Genomic DNA, 20,377 nt, shown 5'->3' with positions numbered 1-20,377 from the left:
TAATAACTAATAAAGTTTGGAGGGCTGCACAGGCATTGGTCTGTTGTTGTTGAGCTGATTATAGGGAAACAAGGGATAACTATTTCTTTCAATGCCAATACTACCCGAAATAGAAAATGTTTTTTGATCATTTACATACATCAAGCCCATTTGAACGCCGGCATTTATATTATACCCGGCGCTATTGGCAAATCCATTATTGGGCCAGGCTTTATTCGTGTTGGTAGTTAAGAAAGATCGATTAAAATTTACATATCCAGGTGCAGCATACACATTGGCAAAAGCGTATAAATTTTTATTTAAAGCATGGTTTAGTTGCAACACCATTGGCGCAGATACCATTGTAGCATGCCCGCCTTTATAAAAAGCCATACTGGTTGAAACACCGGTATAAGCACTAAAAAACCATTTCTTGTTTGCCACTGTATCGTTACCCTTATTGCGATTTACAAAAACCTGCCGTTGGTTATAATCCATAAAACTAAGTGGCAAAGCAATTTGTGCTTTTACCCCCAAGGAACATAATAATATAGCGAACACAGTAATACTACGCATGCTTGTAAAGTTACACACTAAAATACATTTTATTTAGCTACAAGAAAAAATCATTGCGGGTTGTGACCAAGCTTGACCATTTATTAACCAGACATTAAGTAGTTATCCTGGCTTTACTTGCGTCGCACACTTGTGCGGCAACAAATTATGGTGCTTTTGAACAGCCAGATTGTTAGGTACATAAAAAAGCCGGTAAGCAATGGCTAACCGGCAATATATTAAGATACAACTGGATTTTAAAACGGATATACTATATTGGTTTTTGCTGCATAGCATTACCAAACGTACAAGAGTGCGACGCAAGAAAAGCCTCTATTGGATTGCTATGCCTGGCTACAATTATTCCAACTTATTTTTTAACATGCCTAAAATTGAATAGGCACCTTTTACAACAATCCGGTTATCTATCCACGAAGTTGAATCATCGGGTAACAACTCTACAAAACCATTTTCTTTGGCGCCGGTTTTTACTTCTTTCATGGTAAAAGTGCTGCCGTCTTTGGTAAGAAAAACAAATTCTTTGCCTTCGTAACGCAATACCGCTTCTTCAGGGATTGTTTGGGCAGCTTTATTGTCCAACTCAAAACTGCCGGTTAAAAACATGCCGGGCAGCAGGTTATGTTGCGGCGTTAAAAAATGGCAATGCACCATGCCGGCCCTGTTTTCATCCAGGTTGCGGGTTACCAGAATCACTTCCACCTTATAGGCTTTACCCGGTTCATCGGCAAGGGTTACTGTTCCCTGCATACCCGCTTTAAAGGCAGCAATATCTTTTTCAAATACCGTAATGGCGGCATGAATATCAGACGGATTTATCAGCTCGAATAACACATCTGCCGGGTTAACATATTTTCCAATATTTACATTTACCTTACTAACAAAACCATTGATGGGGGCATGTATGGCAACGTCACGTGAAATATTATTTACATTTAGGCTACCTGGTTCAATACCAATGATTTTCAGTTTCTCTTCCAGTGCCCTGATTAATATTTGCTGCGTTTTAAAATCGCTTAATACCAACTGATAATTTTTTTTGCTGGCGGCTTCTGCATCGGTTAATTCTTTTTGGCGCTCCACATCAGCTTTCAGGTATTCCATTTTTGCTTTGGCGGTAAGATAATCCTGTTGTAATTGTACATAAGCCTGATCTTCCATAATACCCAATACCTGGCCTTTTCTAACTTCTGCACCGGGTAACAGTGATGTACTTTTTAGATAACCTCCCAATGGAAAACTAACCGATACCATACTTTGCGGAGGCACGTCTACAGTGCCATTGGCTTTTATGGTGGCATGTAATATTTGCAATGAAGCTGTATCTGTTTGTATGCCTGCATTTTTAAGCTGGGCGCTATCAAAGGTTACGGTATTACCTGGTAATTTTTGTTGAGTGGCATCTACAGTTTCATCCGCACTGTTGTTACAGGAAACTATTAAAATGGCAGCAGAAATATATATAAGTATCTTCTTCATTTTTTACTGTTGATTTGGTTGTAATAAATATTCCAGTTCAATTTTCCTGGCATTGAGTTCTTTTAACACATCAGTATACTCGCTTTGAATATTAATGGCATTGCTAATCAGCGTGCCCCATTCAATATAGGTTAGCAAACCATTTTTGTAATTCAAATTTGCGGTTTGAATAATGGTATTGCTTTGCGGCAATGCACTTGTTTTATAATAGGCTATTGCCTTTGCGTATTTGCTGTATTCCTCAAAATTGGTTTGCAGCTTATTTTGCAACTGCTGTTGCGCCAATGAAGTGGAAGCCACGGCTATATTTTGCTTTTGTATTGCCGCATTTATTTTAGCCTTTTGTGCCTTATTAAAAAGTGGGATACCAATACCTAATTGCATGGTTGAAAATCGCTTTCCTCCATCATAATAACTTTCAGAGCCATCTTTATTTTTTTGAAATCCAATGATAGATTGATTACTATACCCTAGTGAAAAATCAGGATTTAGTCTGGCTTTTTCCAGATTGGTTTCGCTACCGGCAACCTGCTCCATTTGCTTATAATATTGCAAAAAGGGATGCTGACTTAAAGTGGTGCTATCAAAAATAATAGCCGCATCTGATAATTGATCTGTAGTAAAATACATTACAGCCCTGTTAAGCAAAATTCCCAACTGCCGGGCAGCCACTTCCTTATCGGAACCAAGCATTTGCAGCTGAAGTTTTATTTGCTGCACCATATTATCCAATGTGGTTTTTTCCAATAGGTTGGTCTCACCTTTTTCAAACCTTAATTGTGCTACCTGCTGATATTTGCCATAAATGCTATCAGTTTTATACAAGAGTTTTTCTTTATCCTGCAAATATTGCAATTGCAGATAGGCATGTTTTACCATTCTAATAATATCTGCCTGCTGCACTCCTGTTTGTAATTGAGCAGTTTGCCAGTTAAGCTCCAAAACAGTTTTCTGACGTTTATAAACTACCGGTGCGGCAAAGGTTTGCATCAGGGTAAAGCGGTTATCAAAATTGGTACTGTTAATTTTACCCATCTCGGTAGTAAACTGTGTTTTGGGAAGCTCTGTACCTGATTGTTGCAAAGCTTTATGATACTGCTCCTGTAATTTACTCAACAGTATTTGCTGGTTTTGTTCTTTGGCAATGGCAATAGCCTGCTGTAGGCTTATGGGTTGTGCAACTGTTTGCGCCTGCACCATTACCGGCAAAAGCATACAAAGCATTACAGTAACAACCGCAGGAATTTTAGATTTTTTGGTGCCTCCTTTTTCAAATAAGAGATAAAGTGCAGGCAAAACCAATAATGTTAATAATGTGGCTGTAATTAATCCGCCAATTACTACTGTAGCCAAAGGTCTTTGCACTTCAGCACCGGCGCCATTGCTAAGGGCCATAGGCAAAAAGCCTAAGGAGGCAACTGCGGCCGTCATTAAAACGGGTCTTAACCTGGAATGTGTGGCGTGCATAATAATCTCTTTAATATCTGTCATGCCTTCATGTTTTAAGCGGTTCATTTCACTAATTAACACAATACCATTTAATACTGCCACCCCAAACAAAGCAATAAAACCTACACCTGCAGAAATGCTAAATGGCATACTTCTTAACCACAGCGCCAATACACCACCAATAGCCGATAAAGGGATTGCAGAAAAAATTAAAAGACAGTATTTAAATTGATTAAAAGCAAAAAACAGCATTAGAAAAATAAGCAATAAAGCCGCAGGCAAAGCTATACTAAGCCGTTGGGTGGCATGCTGCAAATTCTCGTATTGTCCGCCATAAGTAATATAATAACCTGCCGGAAATTTTACATCTTCAGTAACTTTTTGCTGCAGTTCATCCACAATGGTTTGTACATCCCTGTCACGAACATTAAAGCCAACAGTTATACGTCTTCTGCCGTCTTCTCTTTGTATTTGATAAGGGCCGTCTTTTATTTCAACAGATGCCAACATATTAAGCGGTATCTGTTCTCCATTGGGCAATCCAATTAACAAATCGCCAATACTGTTTACATCATTCTTTTGTTTTTCATTCATTCGTATTACCAAATCGTAACGTTTATCATTCTCAAATACAAGGCCTGCACTGGCTCCTGCAAAAGCCGACTGAACTGTGTTATTAATTGTACTTATTGAAGCCCCATAACGGGCTATAGCTGAGCGATTATACGTAATTACTAATTGCGGTATGCCCGTAACTGTTTCCGTAAACACATCTTTAGCACCCTGTACTGTTTGAATTATTTTTGTGAGCTTGCCAGCATAGGCAGATAGGGTATCAAGGTCATCACCATAAATTTTGCAAACCACATCTTGTTTGGCACCAGTCATTAACTCATTAAACCGCATCTGCACAGGAAATTGAAAACCTGTAGCTACACCCGGCACTTGTTGCAAGGCTGCACTCATTTTATTAGCCAGTTCAGGGAAGGTTTTAGCACTGGTCCATTGGTCTTTGGGCTTCAAAATCACCATCATATCTGCCGCCTCTAATGGCATAGGATCTGTTGGAATTTCGCCCGAACCTATTTTGGTAACAACCTTGTCTACTTCAGGAAAGCTATCCCTTAATACCTTTGCCGTTTTTTTAAATGTATTAATAGAATTGGAAAGAGAAGACCCTGTTAACAACCTGGAATCAACTGCAAAATCACCCTCTTCCAATTGCGGAATAAACTCACCTCCAAGTGTGCTCATAACTGCAACTGCAGCACCAAACAAAACAAAGGAAGCAATTACAATTGCTACCGGTATTTTCAAGGCCCGTTTAAGTACCGGTGTATACATTTTCTCCAATGCTTTAATCATCTTATCAGAAATAGTATCCTTATGATTCAGCCTTTTGCTTAATAACAAGGCACTCATCATGGGCACATAAGTAAGTGATAAAATAAATGCACCAATTATCGCGAAAGAAACTGTTTCTGCCATTGGCTTAAACATTTTTCCCTCAATACCTTCCAGTGAAAGAATGGGTAAATACACAATTAGAATAATGATTTGCCCAAATGCGGCACTGTTCATCATTTTCCTGGCAGAGCCTTCCACTTCATCGTCCATCCTTTGCTGGGTAATTGTTATAGTTGTGCCTAACTTACGGCTATGACTTAGCCTATGCATCACCGCTTCCACAATAATTACCGCTCCATCTACCAACAGGCCAAAATCAAGTGCTCCCAAACTCATCAGGTTACCACTAACCCCAAATAAATTCATCATAATAATGGCAAACAACATGGCCAATGGTATAACCGATGCTACTATAAAACCTGCTCTTAAATTGCCCAGAAAAAGCACCAATACAAATATTACTATCAGTGCACCTTCCAGTAAGTTATGTTCTACGGTACCAATGGCATTATTTACCATTTTGGTACGGTCTAAAAAAGGTTCAATCATCACACCTTCGGGTAGTGTTTTTTCTATTTGTGCAATTTTTTCTTTTACACTCACAATTACCTTGCTGCTGTTTTCGCCTTTTAGCATCATTACCACAGCACCAGCAACTTCACCTTCATCATTAAACAAGGTGGCGCCATATCTTACTGCATTGCCGAATTGAACCTCAGCAACATTTTTTACCAATACGGGTACGCCGTTCACTTGCTTTACTACAATATTGCCAATGTCCTCCAGGTTTTTCACCAAACCTTCGCTTCTAATAAATAATACATTGGGGCCCCTTTCAATATAAGCACCACCTGTGTTTTGATTATTATCCTGCAAGGCTGTAAATACATCGCTAATGGTTAATGAAAAGCTCTTTAGTTTTTCCGGATGAATAGCAACCTCATATTGCTTTACCAATCCCCCAAAGCTGCTAACATCGGCAACACCGGCAGTTCCCAGCAATTGTCTTCTAACAATCCAATCCTGAATATCCCTTAAAGCAGCCAGATCGTATTTGCCTTCATACCCGGGCTTTGCTTTTACAACGTATTGAAATACTTCACCCAACCCGGTGGTAACAGGGCCTAATGAAGGCGAGCCCAATCCTGGTGGAATTTGTTGTTGCACCTGCGCCAACCTTTCACTTACTTGTTGCCTTGCCCAATACACATCAGTTTTATCGTCAAACACAATGGTAACAAGGCTTAGGCCAAAGCGGCTAAAACTTCTTTGTTCAATAATTCCCGGCACATTGCGGGTACCCTGTTCAATAGGCACGGTTATAAACCTTTCTACATCTGGTGCGCCAAGGCTGGGTGCAGAAGTAATTACCAGCACCTGATTATTGGTAATATCGGGTACAGCGTCAATTGGCAGCTGCGTTACCGAGTAAGAGCCCCAACCTATCAATGCCAGTATAAAGAGGCCTATAATAAGTTTGTTTCTTATAGAGAAATGAATAATGCTGTTAAGCATAGTAATAAAGTTATTTTAGATAATGATGATGATCCCGGCCAAAGCACTTTAACCGAGGCTTTTCTTGCGTCGCACTCTTGTACGGCAACAATACTATTCAGCATGTTGTGTACAGTTTTTTTGCTGGCGGTAAATTATTTAACCTTAAATCAAATTTTCCCGCATCATATGCATTAACCATTCTGTAAGCCAACAACAAAAACACCTGTTTGTTTCAGCATATTCAAAACAGTTTGTGCCAATTGTGTAATAGTTTGCTACAATTCGGCCTGTTTTATTTCTGGTAAACGGCAACAGGTACCATACATACAAATATATTGCAGGCTAACAGTATAACATATGATTCGAGAGAATAGAATATACAGTTATTATGCTTTGGGAGGCTGGAAAACGCCCTGTGGATTAGCATATTCGGGCACTTCATCGTTAAGAATGGTATATTCTCTTTGTATAGGTTCTTCGGTTTTATGCAATAATTGAATAGGTGCAGGTAACACAGTGGCAATGCTGATGCAGCATTCTGTTTCATGTGTTTTAAAAGGCAACTGCATATCTTTCTGAAAATCTGCGTCTATTTTTATTCCACCTTCATAATGCATTTTTAAAAATGCCATCAGGGTTATATTCCTATCGCCGGATTTATGCTGGATATAATGATTTACCAATGCAGGTATCTTTAACAATTGATAAGCATCGGTTGCACCAAAAATATAGGTGCACAATAATAATATGGCTATCCATTTTTTCAACAAGGCAAATCTAATAAAAAAGCACCACCCAGTAAATTAAAATAGGATGTGTATAATTGAACGGGCATAGTTTGCTTCTTAATTAGCGAATGCTGATTTAAAAGCTATCAATTACCCTAATTATTATTTTCATTCGCTTGCTGCTGCCATACCATTTGCAGATGAAGTGATTGCGACGCAAGGGACGATGCAATAATTGTTACAGCTGGTATTAAACAATGCCTTTAATAAATACACTTGAAATCTGTCAACTGCACTTATTACTTGCAGTACTATGAAACTATTTTACTAAAAACAAGTACAATATTCACATTCACTAAATAGAATTCAATTTTTGCAAATTTATTTAATGTGTATGCTTTTTTAAAGAACAGGTTAGCCTACTTTTAAACCAATAAAAAGTGCAACAGCTTTGGGAGGCTGTAACCTTTACTGTAAACCAGATAATGATTGCTTATGAAATGGAAAATGTTTTCGAAAAAAACAATGGCGCTATTTGTGGTATTGTGCACTGCTCTGCAGGTGTTTAGCCAACAAAAAATTGACCTCAGCACCTCAGCCGATTTCAATAATGCAAGTGCCAACTGGCATATTGCCGGCGATGTAAAAGCAGATCTCAACACTCAAAATGTTTTGTTATTTACAGCAGGAAAAGGGGTATTGGTAAATATACCTGTAGCGGATGCCCGTGGCGATCTGTTTACCAATTTTTCTCATGGCGACATGGACATAGAATTGGATTATATGATGGCGCTTTCATCCAACTCAGGCATTTATTTGCAGGGAAGGTATGAGGTGCAATTATTAGACAGCTGGAAAGTGGTAAACCCACGATCTGGCGACAATGGCGGCATTTATGAAAGATGGGATGAACAACGCCCCGAGGGTGCCAAAGGTTATGATGGCCATGCCCCCCGACAAAATGTAAGTAAGGCTCCCGGGCTTTGGCAGCACCTAAAAATTGCATTTAGGGCACCAAGATTTGCCGGTGGCAAAAAAATAGAAAATGCCCGCTTTTTAAGGGTAGAATTAAATGGCGTATTGATACAGGAAAACGTATCGCTTTCCGGCGTAACGCGGGGTGCTATCAGCGAAGAGGAAGTTCCGGAAGCCCCTTTGCGCTTTCAGGGAGACCATGGTGCAGTGGCATTCAGGAATATAGTTGTAACCAATTACAACAATCCATCGCCTGCATTAACCAATATTGAATATAGTGTGTATGCAGGTGCTTTTAAACAGCAGCCCGATTTCAAAACGCTTAAACCTGTAATAAATAAAAATGCACAGCAGGTATTAAGTGCCAATATTCCCAACCTGCCCGGGAATATGTTTATGATTCATTATAACAGCAAGCTGCTTATCACTACCCCCGGCAACTACAATTTTAAGCTAAACAGTTTTGGTGGTGGTGGCATTTTAAAACTCAATGGCAATACCATTATTCCATATACTGAATGGAACAGTAAGGGCACGGCCAATTTACCCGCCGGCACTGTTGATGTTGATTTGGTATACTGTAAGAATGTTGACTGGGCAAAACCCTACCTGGCAATGGAATTAAGTGGGCCCGGCATCAGGCCTTTTATATTAAGCGATGCTACGGCCATCAGCAATGATGATGTAGACCCCATATTAATTAATGCCACCGAAAATATTATTCACCGCAGCTTTATTGACTTACCGGGCAGTTTTAGGGTAACACATTCTATATCTGTAGGCAGCCCGTCTAACGTGCATTACACCTATGATATGGATAATGGCATGATTGTACAGGTTTGGCGCGGAGGGTTTTTAGATGCCACACCCATGTGGCATGAAAGAGGTGATGGTTCTTCAAAACCTGTGGGCGCTGTACAATATTTTGGCAAACCGGCTTTGATGGTACAACAATTATCTTCTGCAAATAACAGCTGGCCGGCCGATACGCTTGGCAGCAGCTTTATTCCAAAAGGATATATTACCAATGAGAAGAATCTACCGGTTTTTAAATACCGTTCTTTTGGCGCAAGCATTAACGATGGCATTACAGTATTAGAAGGAAATGAGGGATTGCACAGGGTTTTAAGCATAGAAAATGCCGCCCCCAATTTATATGTACGCCTGGCAGAAGCCGACAATATTGAGGATGCCGGAAATGGTTTATTTCTAATAAACGATAAAGCTTATTACCTCCGTATTGCAGATATTAAACCCCTTATCAGGGATATAAATGGCCATAAGGAAATGTTAGTACCATTTAGCAATACCATTAGTTACGATATTCTTTTTTAAATTTTATTATCAGTTGTTATGAAATCATTGATCACATATTTTTCCCAACATATTCCAGCCGCTTTGCTATTGTGCACTTTGGCATTGGCAATGAATATTGCCTATGCACAGGAATCGGCCAAAGAAGAAGATTTCTTTAAAATAGCCAAGGTAAGTTCTCCTGAAGGTACTATACTCGAAGTTGGCGGCTTATGCACTTTACCCAATGGCGACATTGCAGTAACTACCCGCCGGGGCGATATTTTTATTGTAGAAAATCCTTCCAGCGCTAAACCCTATTTTAGAAAATTTGCCAGTGGCCTGCATGAGGTACTGGGAGTAGCCTATAAAAATGGCTCTCTCTATGTTGTGCAAAGAGGCGAACTAACCCGCTTATACGATTCTAATATGGATGGCAAAGCAGATGTGTTTGAAACCATTTATGCCTGGCCTTTATCGGGCAATTACCATGAATATAGTTTCGGACCAAAAATTGCCCCCGATGGTTCTTTCTTTGTAACCCTTAATCTGGGCTTCCCCGATGTATGGTGGCATGCCCAAAGCTTTGTACCATGGCGTGGCTGGACACTTCATATTTTTGAAGACGGCACTATGGAACCTTGGGCCACCGGTATGCGTTCCCCCTGCGGTATTAGTATGATTGATGGTGAATTATGGTATACCGATAACCAGGGAGACTGGGTTGGATCGGGTAGTTTAATGCCTATAAAAAAAGGTGCATTTACCGGCCATCCGGGAGGTTTGCGTTGGACTGGATTGCCCAACTCTCCCCTACACCTAACCACAGAAGAGGTTTACAAATATGTAAATCCAAGACTGGAGTTTGATGCTAACAACCAGGCGGTAAAACCTCAAAATATTGTAAACGAAAAATTTGCTACCGAGTATCAGATCAAATCGGTAATTCCTCAATTACAATTACCTGCAGTTTGGCTACCACATGGTATTTACGGCATTTCCAATTCAGAAATTGTAAAAATACCTAAAGGCGTTTTTGGCCCATTTGAGGAGCAACTACTGGTGGGCGATCAGGGACAAAGCAAAATTATGCGGGTTTTTATGGAGAAAGTAAATGGTGAAATGCAGGGTTGTGCATGGGATTTTAGAAGCGGATTTCAGTCAGGCATTGTACGTTTAACCTGGGGCAACGAAGGTTCTTTATATGTTGGCGAAACCAACCGCGGCTGGGGCTCGGCCGGCGATGCCAACCAAGGCTTGCAACGCCTGTTCTGGAACAATCAGGTACCTTTTGAAATGCGCACTGTAAAAGCCATGCCCGATGGTTTTGAAATTAGCTTTACCAAACCGGTTGACAAAAAATATGCAGAAGACCTTTCTTCCTATACTATTGAAAGTTTTATTTACAAATACCAATCGGTATATGGCAGCCCAATGGTTAACACAGAAAAATGCCCTATCAAAGGTGTTAAAGTATCTGCCGATGGTTTAACTGCAAGAATAATTGTTGGCAACCTGCGTAAAAACTATATTCATCATATTACGTTGGAAGGCATACGCGACATGGAAAACAAGTATTCGCTGGTACACCCCAGTTGTTATTATACGCTGAACAATATTCCCGAAGGCAGCAAACTATCTATGGCAGAAGTTAGCACCAAAAACACTGCCAAAACCATCAGTAATACAACTGCTGTAAACGGGGTATATACCTATGCTCAAATAAAACCATTGCTGGTAAAATATACTTGCGTTGCCTGCCATAATCCTGATAAAAAGCAGGTGGGACCAGGCTTTATTGATATTGCAAAAAGGCAGTATTCTATTGATAAAATATTACAGTTAATAAAAAATCCACAACCAAAAAACTGGCCTGATTATGCTACGCCCATGGCACCAATGCCCAATGTACCCGCCAGCGATGCCCGAAAAATTGCTGCATGGATTAATTCTTTGGCAGCAAAAAAATAGTGGCTAAAATGCAGGTTATTAACCCAACTAAAATCAAGTAGCAGCATTCTTGCGTCGCACACTTGTACGCTTGGTAATGCTATGCAGCAAAATGCATTTTTAGAATTGGTAGTACAGTCTATTTATTTAAAAATATAACGGGTTAGAACATGCTAACCCGTTTTTTATTTCACCTCTACCCGGCTGTTTATAAGCCGAACAATTTGTTGCCGTACAAGTGTGCGACGCAAGTAAAGCTGCAGTGGCATTCAACTGCAGGGCCCATAAAACAATTAGTCTGAACCACAATTTGTATTAAACATGACAGTAATCATTGTTTGCGTTTTACAAAGCAGGCAACTTTGTTCTACCTAATAAAGCACACATGAATGCAACTGTATTAAACGACGACCTGATGGCTCCCGCAGTTATTGCCAATCCGCATGCCTATTACCATAACCTGCGCAACACAGAAAAAATACATTGGAATGAACGCTGGAAAGGCTGGGTACTTACAGGTTATAAGGAAGTGGTAGATGTATTAAGAGATGCTGAACATTTCTCGTCGGACCGTATGGGGTATCTGGAAGCAGAATTAACGCAGGAAGAGCAGGAATCTATAGCACCTATTTTCCGCATTTTAAAATATTGGATGGTATTTCGCGACCCGCCGGATCATACGGTATTACGTATGTTACTAAATAAATTATTTACGCCTGTAGCCATTGAACGTTACCGGCCCATGGTGAGAAAAATTGTTCAAAAAACACTGGACAAAGTAATTGACAGCGGCAAAATGGAGTTGATACATGATTTTGCCTATGAAGTGCCTATGTCGGTTATATTGGAATTAATAGGCGCACCAGATCTTGACCGGGATAAAATAAAAGAATGGTCGGAAAAAATAGGTGTTTTCTTTTTTATTAAAGCTGATGAACCCCGCCGGCGTGAAATTGCCTGTGAAGGTATAAATGCCCTGGTAGAATATATTACCCCAATAATAGAACACCGAAGAGAGCATCCGGGTATTGACCTGATAAGTCTGCTGATATCTGCCGAGGAAGCAGGACAAATTACTTATAATGATGTATTGGCTACCTGCGTGCTGTTAATTTTTGGTGGTCACGAAACAACCATGAACCTGATTGCCAATGGTACGCTTGCCCTTATGCAACACCCCGAACAATGGGAAATGCTAAGTAGCAACCCATCCTTATTAAAAAAAGGTGTAGAAGAGCTTTTACGGTTTGATGGTTCAGTAAAGTCTACTGTACGATGGGCCAAGGTAGACTGGATGGTTGGTGATAAACTAATAAAGCAGGGAGAGCGCCTGCTCGTAAGCCTTTCAGGCGCCAACCGGGACCCATTACAATTTGCAAATCCAGACACACTTGACATAACAAGAGACCCCAACCTGCATGTTGCATTTGCGCATGGCATACATGTTTGCCTGGGCGCTTCACTGGCAAGGCTGGAGGTTGAAGAAGCTTTTGCAGGATTGGTAAAGCGTATAAGTTGTCCTGTGTTACAGCAGGGAACGGCACTGGATTATTACCCATCCGTAGTACACCGGGCCTTAAAAGTGTTACCTATATCCTTTCAAGCAAAAATATAAACTGTTATGGCACAGGTAAAAATAGAAGTGAATCACAATCGTTGTGTGGGCGCTCAGTTATGTGTATATTTCTTGCCGGGTGTTTTCACATTAAATGCAAATGGGCAATCCACCATAATAGATGCTGCCAAAGCTGATGCAGCCACCATTATTCAAACAGCGGAACAATGCCCTCAGTGTGCCATTACCATAACTGACAGCAGCACAGGTGAGGTTTTATTTCCGCCGGCAGATCTGGGATTTTGAGTTAAACTCCCTTTCAAAATAAAGTTATAGGAAAAGCCTCATCTGTTCTTTTTACTCAAACAAAATGCACATCAATTCTCAAGAAATTGGGATATACCTAAGTAAAAAATTTGCTTTTAATTGAAAACAATTGAGGGCATTTTTTTTGCAGGCAGCCGCTATTAAAGTGGCTTTGAAGAACAGTTAAGAACGGGAGCCAAACAAAAGCTACCTTTATAGGATATAGTAACCTATGCCTACATTCTACCAGCTTAGTAAAGAAAGCGCCCTTACTCAATTACATTCATCTGTAACCGGTTTAACTACCGAAGCAGTGGCTATTGCCCAAACAACATTTGGCAGTAATACGCTACAAGCTGCCAAACAAAAAAGCAAATTATCCATACTCCTAAGCCAGTTTACAGATGTGATGATCATAATACTGCTATTAGCTGCCGTTATTTCATTTTTTGTTGGGGAACATACTGATGCGTATGTGATATTGGCAATAATTTTGGGCAATGCGTGGATGGGTTATTCGCAAGAGTATAATGCTGCAAAATCTGTACGACTATTACAGGAAATGGCACCACCTTTTGCAATGGTGCTGCGTAACAATATTCCCGGCAAAATTGAAGCAACATTGATAGTACCCGGCGATATTATTTTATTAGAAGCCGGAGATATTGTGCCGGCAGATGCAAGGTTATTGGAAATACATGCATTAAAAACAGATGAAGCCTCTTTAACAGGAGAAAGCAATGCCGTTGAAAAAACAACTGACCCTATTGATAAAGAAAACCTGGTAGCGGGGGATCAACAAAATATGGTTTTTAAGGGTACGATAGTTAGTAACGGTACTGCAAAAGCCATGGTAACCGCTATTGGCATGCAAACCGAATTGGGTAAAATTGCCGGGCTATTAGATTCGGCTGACCAAAAAACGCCATTACAAAAGAGGCTTGCAGTATTTAGTAAACAACTGGCTATTGTGGTGGTGGTGATTTGCGCTATTGTATTTGGCATTGGTTTGTGGCGTGGCGAACCCACCTTTCAAATGTTTCTTACCTCGCTTTCTTTGGCTGTTGCCGCATTACCTGAAGCCTTGCCAGCCGTTATTACCATTGCCCTTGCACAAGGTGCAAGAAGAATGGTATTGCAAAAAGCATTGATGCGCAAATTGCCAGCTGTAGAAACATTGGGGTCAGTTACTTATATCTGCAGTGATAAAACCGGCACCCTTACCCAAAATAAAATGACGGTTGAAAAGTTAGAAGCCCTACCAGATAAAAAAGATTTGTTATTAGATAATATGTTGCTAAACAATGAAGTCAGGTTTTCAGTTGACGAGGGGCTTTTGGGAGATGCTACTGAAACTGCGCTGGTAAAATATGCATTAGATAATGGTCATTCAAAAGAGGAAACTGATAAAACATTTCCCTTTCTGGCTAAGTTACCCTTTGATTCAAACAGAATGCGGATGAGCACTTTGTATGCCCATGACGGCAAATGGATTTTATTTGTAAAAGGTGCTCCTGTTAAGATTATTGAAGTATTAAGCACAACCTATAAAAATGAAATTACACCATGGGTTGATAAAAACGAAGCCTGGGCAAAAGACGGAATGAGGGTATTATTTTTTGCTTATAAATTATTTGATGAAAAACCGGAAAATGTTACAGCAGAAATAGAAAAAGATCTTGATTTTTTAGGAATGACGGCCTTGATAGACCCACCCAGAGAAGAAGTAATAAACGCAATTAAGGAATGTAATACCGCTGGCATTAAAACAGTAATGATTACCGGCGATCAGGCACTTACTGCCACTGCCATTGCCATACGCCTAGGCATGGTAGCCGCAGACCATCAGGGAGTTAAAACAGGTGCCGATTTGGAAACACTTTCCCCTGAAGCATTAAGTGAAATAGTAACCCAAACATCCGTATATGCCAGAGTAACGCCAGCTCAAAAATTAGCTATAGTAAAAACATTGCAAACCAATGGCGAATTTGTAGCGATGACAGGTGATGGCGTTAATGATGCCCCCTCTTTACAACAGGCTGATATTGGTGTAGCCATGGGTATAACAGGAACCGATGTTTCCAAAGAAGCTGCTGACATGATTTTGCTGGACGATAATTTTACTACCATTGTTAAAGCGATTTTGGAAGGCAGGAGAATTTATGAGAATATCAGAAAATTTATACTGTATGTTTTATCCTGCAACCTTAGCGAAATACTTACCATTTTTTTAGCGCCCCTGCTTGGTTTTGCCATTCCACTTTTACCCATACATATTCTTTGGATTAACTTGGTAACAGATGGCTTACCCGGTTTAGCGCTTGTAGGAGAGCCAGCAGAAAAAGATATTATGAACAGGCCACCCCGTAACACAAAAGAAAGCCTTTTTGCAGGTGGCATCGTGCAGCGAATAGTATTAACAGCCGCTGTAATTACTATTGCATCCATTTTTACGCAATGGTGGGCAGTGCAGCAAGGGTATAACCTAAAAACACAGCATACTATGGTTTTTACCACCTTATGTTTTGTTCAATTGGCAAATGCATTATCCGTTAGATCAGACACTCACTCTATACTTTCTGTGGGTGTGTTTACCAACAAAGCCATTTGGGGTAGCATTCTATTAACTATTGGGTTGCAGCTGGCAATTCTATATATACCCTGGCTGCAAACCATATTTAAAACTACCGCTTTGGAATGGAAAGCCATGTCAACCATTCTTATAATAACTGCAGCGTCTTTACTTTGTATTGAATTATTAAAACTGCTCTTAAAAAAACCAGTTCGAAAACCTGGCTAATCCTTTCTCAAAACAAGGCTTCTAAAGCTATAATAGCACCTTAAAATATGCGCTTAAAACATCAATTCAACTACCGGGTTCTTTACTACCTATACAATTAAGTTGCCTCTAATTATTTGGATAAAACTATAAAAAAAGCCCTTACCTGAAGTAAGGGCTTTTTAGCATTATGCAACTATTTATAATTATGCAGGTATAGATACATTGATTGTAATTCCACATCTGTATTTACATTAGCCATAGCTTTCCATGGCATAAAATCAGTTAAATGCCTGCCTTCTGGTGTTATGCCTGTGCGAATGGTTGCAATAAATTCTTCTGAAGTCCATTTGCCCAAATTACCGGTTGAGGAAAGATTCGGAATAACCGGCTCTCCGGGTGCAGTACCAGGCCCACCAAGATAATTTGGACCATGACAACCAGAACAACTAATAGCCAGGTATTTGCCATATGCTTCACTTACTTCTACTTTTACCTCATCCACATAAGTAGCGCTATGATCAATTTCTTCCGCAGGAAACAAAGGAAATTTATCTAAAAAAGTAAGTACCGTACCTAATGGTTTTAATGCGTGTGGAGGAACAACATTATCTACTGGTGGCTGCTGCTTTAAAAAGCCTATCAATGCGGCTAATTCATTATTCGATAACTGGCTGGTGGTATGATCTGTTGGCATAAACCAAACCGATTTATTTTCTTTGTTTAAGCCATGACGTAATGCCCTTATCCAATCTTCATCAGTATAATTAATGCCGCCCTTACCATTGGTTAAATTAGAAGCATACAATACACCCAGTGGTGTTGTTTCATCTAAAAATGCTTTGCCTGCTAGGTTGCTGCCATGGCACTCTAAACAACCTCTTACGTTGGCCGTATGGCGGCCCATTTCATAAGAGGCTGAATCGGTGGGAATGGTTAACTTTTGCAATTGTACCGTATACACTTTGTTGGCCCTTTGCGAGGTATTATAAGCTGCTACTGCATAAAAAGCAATCACAATTAATAACAGGCATGCAATGCTAATGCCTGTCCATTTTAAAATTTTCTTAAGCATCGTTATTATTGTTTTGGTGTTGAAAATGAAAGATGCGCTTACTTAGTAGAAAATTATGCAAAAAGGGAAACAAAAAACATTAAAAATTTATTGATATATATTTTAGTAATAATAGTGATCAACAACTTTGCGGAGTAAAAAGTGAAGAAAGATTTATTAGCCGGGCAGTAGTGCATCATAGGGCTTTACTTGCGTCGCACTCTTGTACGCCATCAAACTGCTCATCAATAAAGCAGGAGTTGGAATTTAAAATACCTCATATAAATGTACTCTCGTAAGCATTACTTATCAAAATCCATTTGCTGCATGCATTACCAACCGCACAAGAGTGCGACGCAAGTAAAGCTTCATGCTTGTTTACAGTCTGGCTCGAAATATTTATTAACCTATCGCGGCACTTCTATTTTTTTGGCAATGTCGGATATTACATCTGCCGGTGTACCGCCTTCCATTTCTTTTTCGGGGGTTAAAATAATGCGGTGACAAAGTACGGCATGCAACACGCTTAATACATCATCGGGGTTTACAAAATCGCGGCCATTAATGGCGGCCATCGCTTTTGCCGATTTTAAAACCGCCACGGATGCCCGTGGGCTGGCACCCAGAAAAAGCGATTTATTATTGCGCGTTTCGTACACCAAACTGGCTATATAGCGCATCACTTTTTCCTCGATATGAATATTGCTTACCAACTGCCTGAAATAGATGATTTCGTTTCCATTTAAAACTGGCTGAACAGCTTCTTCATAATGTTGGTTAAGGCCCTTATCGGCCAGTTGCAAAATTTTTACTTCCTCATCGGGTGTGGGGTATTTTACTTCTATTTTAAATAAAAATCTATCCAATTGAGCCTCGGGTAAACGGTAAGTACCTTCGTGCTCAACGGGGTTTTGGGTGGCCAGCACCATAAAAGGTTGCGGCATAGTATAGCGGGTACCATCGTAGGTAATTTGCTTTTCTTCCATTACCTCGAACAAAGCGGCCTGGGTTTTAGCCGGAGAACGGTTTATCTCATCAATCAACACAATATTGCTGAATACAGGGCCCTGCTTAAAACTAAAGCTACCGTTTTGGGGATTAAACACTGAAGTGCCAATCACATCGCTGGGCATAAGATCGGGGGTAAATTGTATGCGGCTAAATGGTACCTGAATACAACGGGCCAGTAATTTTGCCGTAAGGGTTTTGGCCACACCTGGTACACCTTCAATTAGCACATGGCCATCAGCCAGCAAGGCAGCAATCAGCAATTCAACCATACGCTCCTGCCCTACTATTATCTTTCCAATGGCAGTTTTAATATTTGCTACTGCATCATTTAGTTGTGCCACATTTGTCATTTCTTCCATAATTATTCTGTTTAGGAAAATGTATAAAATTCATCTATTTTATTACTTATAGCCAGCAACACATCGTCTGTTACAACCGGTTGCATTTCTACCTTTTTTACCAGTTCCAGTATAGATTGTATTAAAGGCAATGGCGCACCACTTTTGCGATGCAATTGTTGTACAAATACTTCATCTGTATGGGTGGTGGGCAGGTAATAATGCCGGCGGATATGATCGAACCAAAACTGCACTTTTTTACGGGCAATACTGTTATTATCATGCTGACTATAATATACTGATGACACGGTTTCTACAAAATCGAGAGTGGTGTTGCGTAGTGGTTCTATAACAGGAATAATACGTTGCCGCCTTTTTATTTCGAATAACACATAAATAACCAATGCTGCAAGGGTAAGGTACCAGGCCCATGATAAAAAAGCATCACTTAAAAAAAAGCGTACCATAGATGACGAACCCAACCGGCCTGATTTATAGTATTCATCCCAAATTACTTCCTGTACAGTTGAGGGAATATAGGATAAGGCTTTTGCGGTGTATGCTTTGTTATTATCCGTTAGCATAAAATAATTGCTAAAACATACCGGAGCCGCATGCAGCAATATTTGGCCTTTACCAAATTTAACCCGAATAAAATTGGGATTGTTACTTTGCTTAACACCCAATATGGTTGTAGTAGCTGGTGTTTTTAAAGTATCGAAAAATCCATCAATAGTTTGTTTTAAGAAAGTGTAATTAGCCGGGCTTTTTAATGCAGGGTTTACCAGGTTGATGGAAGTAGAATCTTTGGCGGCAAATTCATATCCATCGTTCATACTTATACCCAGCGTGTCTTTAAGTTTTTTATCAATATCAATAGCGGCAATAAAAACTGTATTGCCGGCTGCTGCAAAATCAAGCAGGGCTTCTATATCTAGTTTCCCGGGGTTAAACTCGGGGTTAATTAGTATATAAGCTGCATTATTTTTATTTGCATCGTGCAACAGATTATACGCTGGTATTCGTTGGCTGGTGATTTCCGCCTTTGGAAATAACTGATTTAATTCTGTATAAGTAATATAGGCTCCAAAAGGGTTTTTATCGTTATTGCGCAGGCTTATGCTCCAATCAAATTTTTGCGGCATATTGGCTTGCGCAATCATATACAGCACCAGCAATGCTGCAAACAAGATGATGAATATTTTATTGCCCTTTTTCTCTTTCACTATGCCTGCATTTGTTTGTTAAACTGGTTAAACTGTTCGCTTATTTGCTCATATTCCTGTGGTAAAACTGCGCTATTACCATACCATGCTTTTTCAAAAATATAGGTAATAGCTTTAAATGGCTGGTAATAATCAGTGCCTTTCATTTCGTTTAAATAGGCGCTATTGGTTTTATTGGGCAACCAGGCAATAATGTTTTTATCGCTTACTATTTTTAAACATTGCAGGTAATGCAGGCGTATGGCCAGCCGGTAATTTTCTTCCTCTACTGCTTTAGCAATGGCTTCTTCAAAAGAAATGGCATGTATATTTTCTTCTTCTGCATACCAGGGTGTTTGCTGGCTGGCAACTGATTCAAATAATGCCACACGGTTCATGGTTCTGATTTTATATACAAAAAAAGCAAGTGCCCCCAGGGCCAGTAACCAGTAGATGACTTTCATGGTAGTTCTGCCACCCTCGGTTTTCATGATATTGTCATAGGTTTTCCAAAACCAGTGCCAAAACATATCCCATAGAGAAGGCGATTCTGCCAGTTCGTTCTGGTATTTAAAGCTGCTGCTTTCCTTATATTTTTCTATGGTGGTTGCATTAAATTCACGGGTTTGCACCAGTGCAGAATCATACAATGGTTTTTGCTGTGCCCCACAACAAATACAGGTTAGAAAAAATAAAATAAACAACCCTGCTTTCATAGCTTTTTTAATTATACCCTATTATAATTCTATCCGGTTTTCTACTAGCCGCTTAAAGCGAATCGCCATTAACCACTTAACTG

At 39.9% G+C, this 20,377-nt stretch carries 13 protein-coding genes; 5 read left to right on the top strand and 8 right to left on the bottom strand.

Features of this window, described 5'->3' with window-relative positions:
- Nucleotides 1-6: 6 nt before the first annotated feature.
- The 4 genes from GD597_RS07125 to GD597_RS07110 form a co-directional block, all read right to left on the bottom strand.
- Nucleotides 7-555 (bottom strand): hypothetical protein, encoded by a 549-nt coding sequence (locus GD597_RS07125; protein ID WP_171607136.1) that lies wholly within the window; start codon nt 553-555, stop codon nt 7-9.
- A gap of 339 nt (nt 556-894) precedes the next feature.
- The gene (locus tag GD597_RS07120; protein ID WP_171607135.1) at nt 895-2,031 is read right to left on the bottom strand and encodes an efflux RND transporter periplasmic adaptor subunit; all 1,137 of its coding nucleotides are present in this window, start codon (nt 2,029-2,031) and stop codon (nt 895-897) included.
- Nucleotides 2,032-2,034: 3 nt separating this feature from the next.
- Complete coding sequence (locus GD597_RS07115; protein ID WP_171607134.1) at nt 2,035-6,402, bottom strand: CusA/CzcA family heavy metal efflux RND transporter; 4,368 nt, start codon at nt 6,400-6,402, stop codon at nt 2,035-2,037.
- Between the two features lie 368 nt (nt 6,403-6,770).
- On the bottom strand, nt 6,771-7,151 hold the full coding sequence (locus GD597_RS07110) for a hypothetical protein (protein WP_171607133.1): 381 nt from the start codon (nt 7,149-7,151) through the stop codon (nt 6,771-6,773).
- 456 nt (nt 7,152-7,607) lie between these two features.
- Here GD597_RS07110 and GD597_RS07105 point away from each other — a divergent pair, with 456 nt between their 5' ends.
- The 5 genes from GD597_RS07105 to GD597_RS07085 all read left to right on the top strand — a co-directional run bounded on the left by GD597_RS07105 (nt 7,608) and on the right by GD597_RS07085 (nt 15,991).
- Complete coding sequence (locus GD597_RS07105) at nt 7,608-9,422, top strand: 3-keto-disaccharide hydrolase (protein WP_171607132.1); 1,815 nt, start codon at nt 7,608-7,610, stop codon at nt 9,420-9,422.
- Between the two features lie 18 nt (nt 9,423-9,440).
- Nucleotides 9,441-11,351: a c-type cytochrome gene (locus tag GD597_RS07100; protein WP_216368532.1), complete on the top strand. Its 1,911-nt coding sequence runs from the start codon at nt 9,441-9,443 to the stop codon at nt 11,349-11,351.
- A gap of 364 nt (nt 11,352-11,715) precedes the next feature.
- Nucleotides 11,716-12,945, top strand: coding sequence for a cytochrome P450 (locus tag GD597_RS07095; protein WP_171607131.1), 1,230 nt, complete (start codon nt 11,716-11,718; stop codon nt 12,943-12,945).
- Between the two features lie 6 nt (nt 12,946-12,951).
- Nucleotides 12,952-13,191: a ferredoxin gene (locus GD597_RS07090; protein ID WP_171607130.1), complete on the top strand. Its 240-nt coding sequence runs from the start codon at nt 12,952-12,954 to the stop codon at nt 13,189-13,191.
- A 232-nt stretch (nt 13,192-13,423) separates the two neighbouring features.
- Nucleotides 13,424-15,991: a cation-translocating P-type ATPase gene (locus GD597_RS07085; RefSeq protein ID WP_171607129.1), complete on the top strand. Its 2,568-nt coding sequence runs from the start codon at nt 13,424-13,426 to the stop codon at nt 15,989-15,991.
- Between the two features lie 175 nt (nt 15,992-16,166).
- Here GD597_RS07085 and GD597_RS07080 read toward each other — a convergent pair whose 3' ends face one another.
- The 4 genes from GD597_RS07080 to GD597_RS07065 all read right to left on the bottom strand — a co-directional run bounded on the left by GD597_RS07080 (nt 16,167) and on the right by GD597_RS07065 (nt 20,294).
- On the bottom strand, nt 16,167-17,045 hold the full coding sequence (locus GD597_RS07080) for a c-type cytochrome (RefSeq protein ID WP_171607128.1): 879 nt from the start codon (nt 17,043-17,045) through the stop codon (nt 16,167-16,169).
- 386 nt (nt 17,046-17,431) lie between these two features.
- On the bottom strand, nt 17,432-18,394 hold the full coding sequence (locus GD597_RS07075; protein WP_171607127.1) for an AAA family ATPase: 963 nt from the start codon (nt 18,392-18,394) through the stop codon (nt 17,432-17,434).
- An 11-nt stretch (nt 18,395-18,405) separates the two neighbouring features.
- The gene (locus GD597_RS07070; protein ID WP_171607126.1) at nt 18,406-19,599 is read right to left on the bottom strand and encodes a DUF4350 domain-containing protein; all 1,194 of its coding nucleotides are present in this window, start codon (nt 19,597-19,599) and stop codon (nt 18,406-18,408) included.
- A complete protein-coding gene (locus GD597_RS07065) occupies nt 19,599-20,294 on the bottom strand; it encodes a hypothetical protein (protein ID WP_171607125.1) in 696 nt (231 codons plus the stop codon). The genes GD597_RS07070 and GD597_RS07065 overlap by 1 nt, the downstream gene beginning before the upstream one ends.
- Nucleotides 20,295-20,377 lie beyond the last annotated feature (83 nt).

Origin of the sequence: Limnovirga soli (assembly GCF_013106755.1) — a bacterium.
In the GTDB taxonomy this organism is placed as follows: domain Bacteria; phylum Bacteroidota; class Bacteroidia; order Chitinophagales; family Chitinophagaceae; genus Limnovirga; species Limnovirga soli.
Note: the sequence above shows the minus strand (reverse complement) of the source record. Positions and strands in the feature narration are given on the sequence as shown.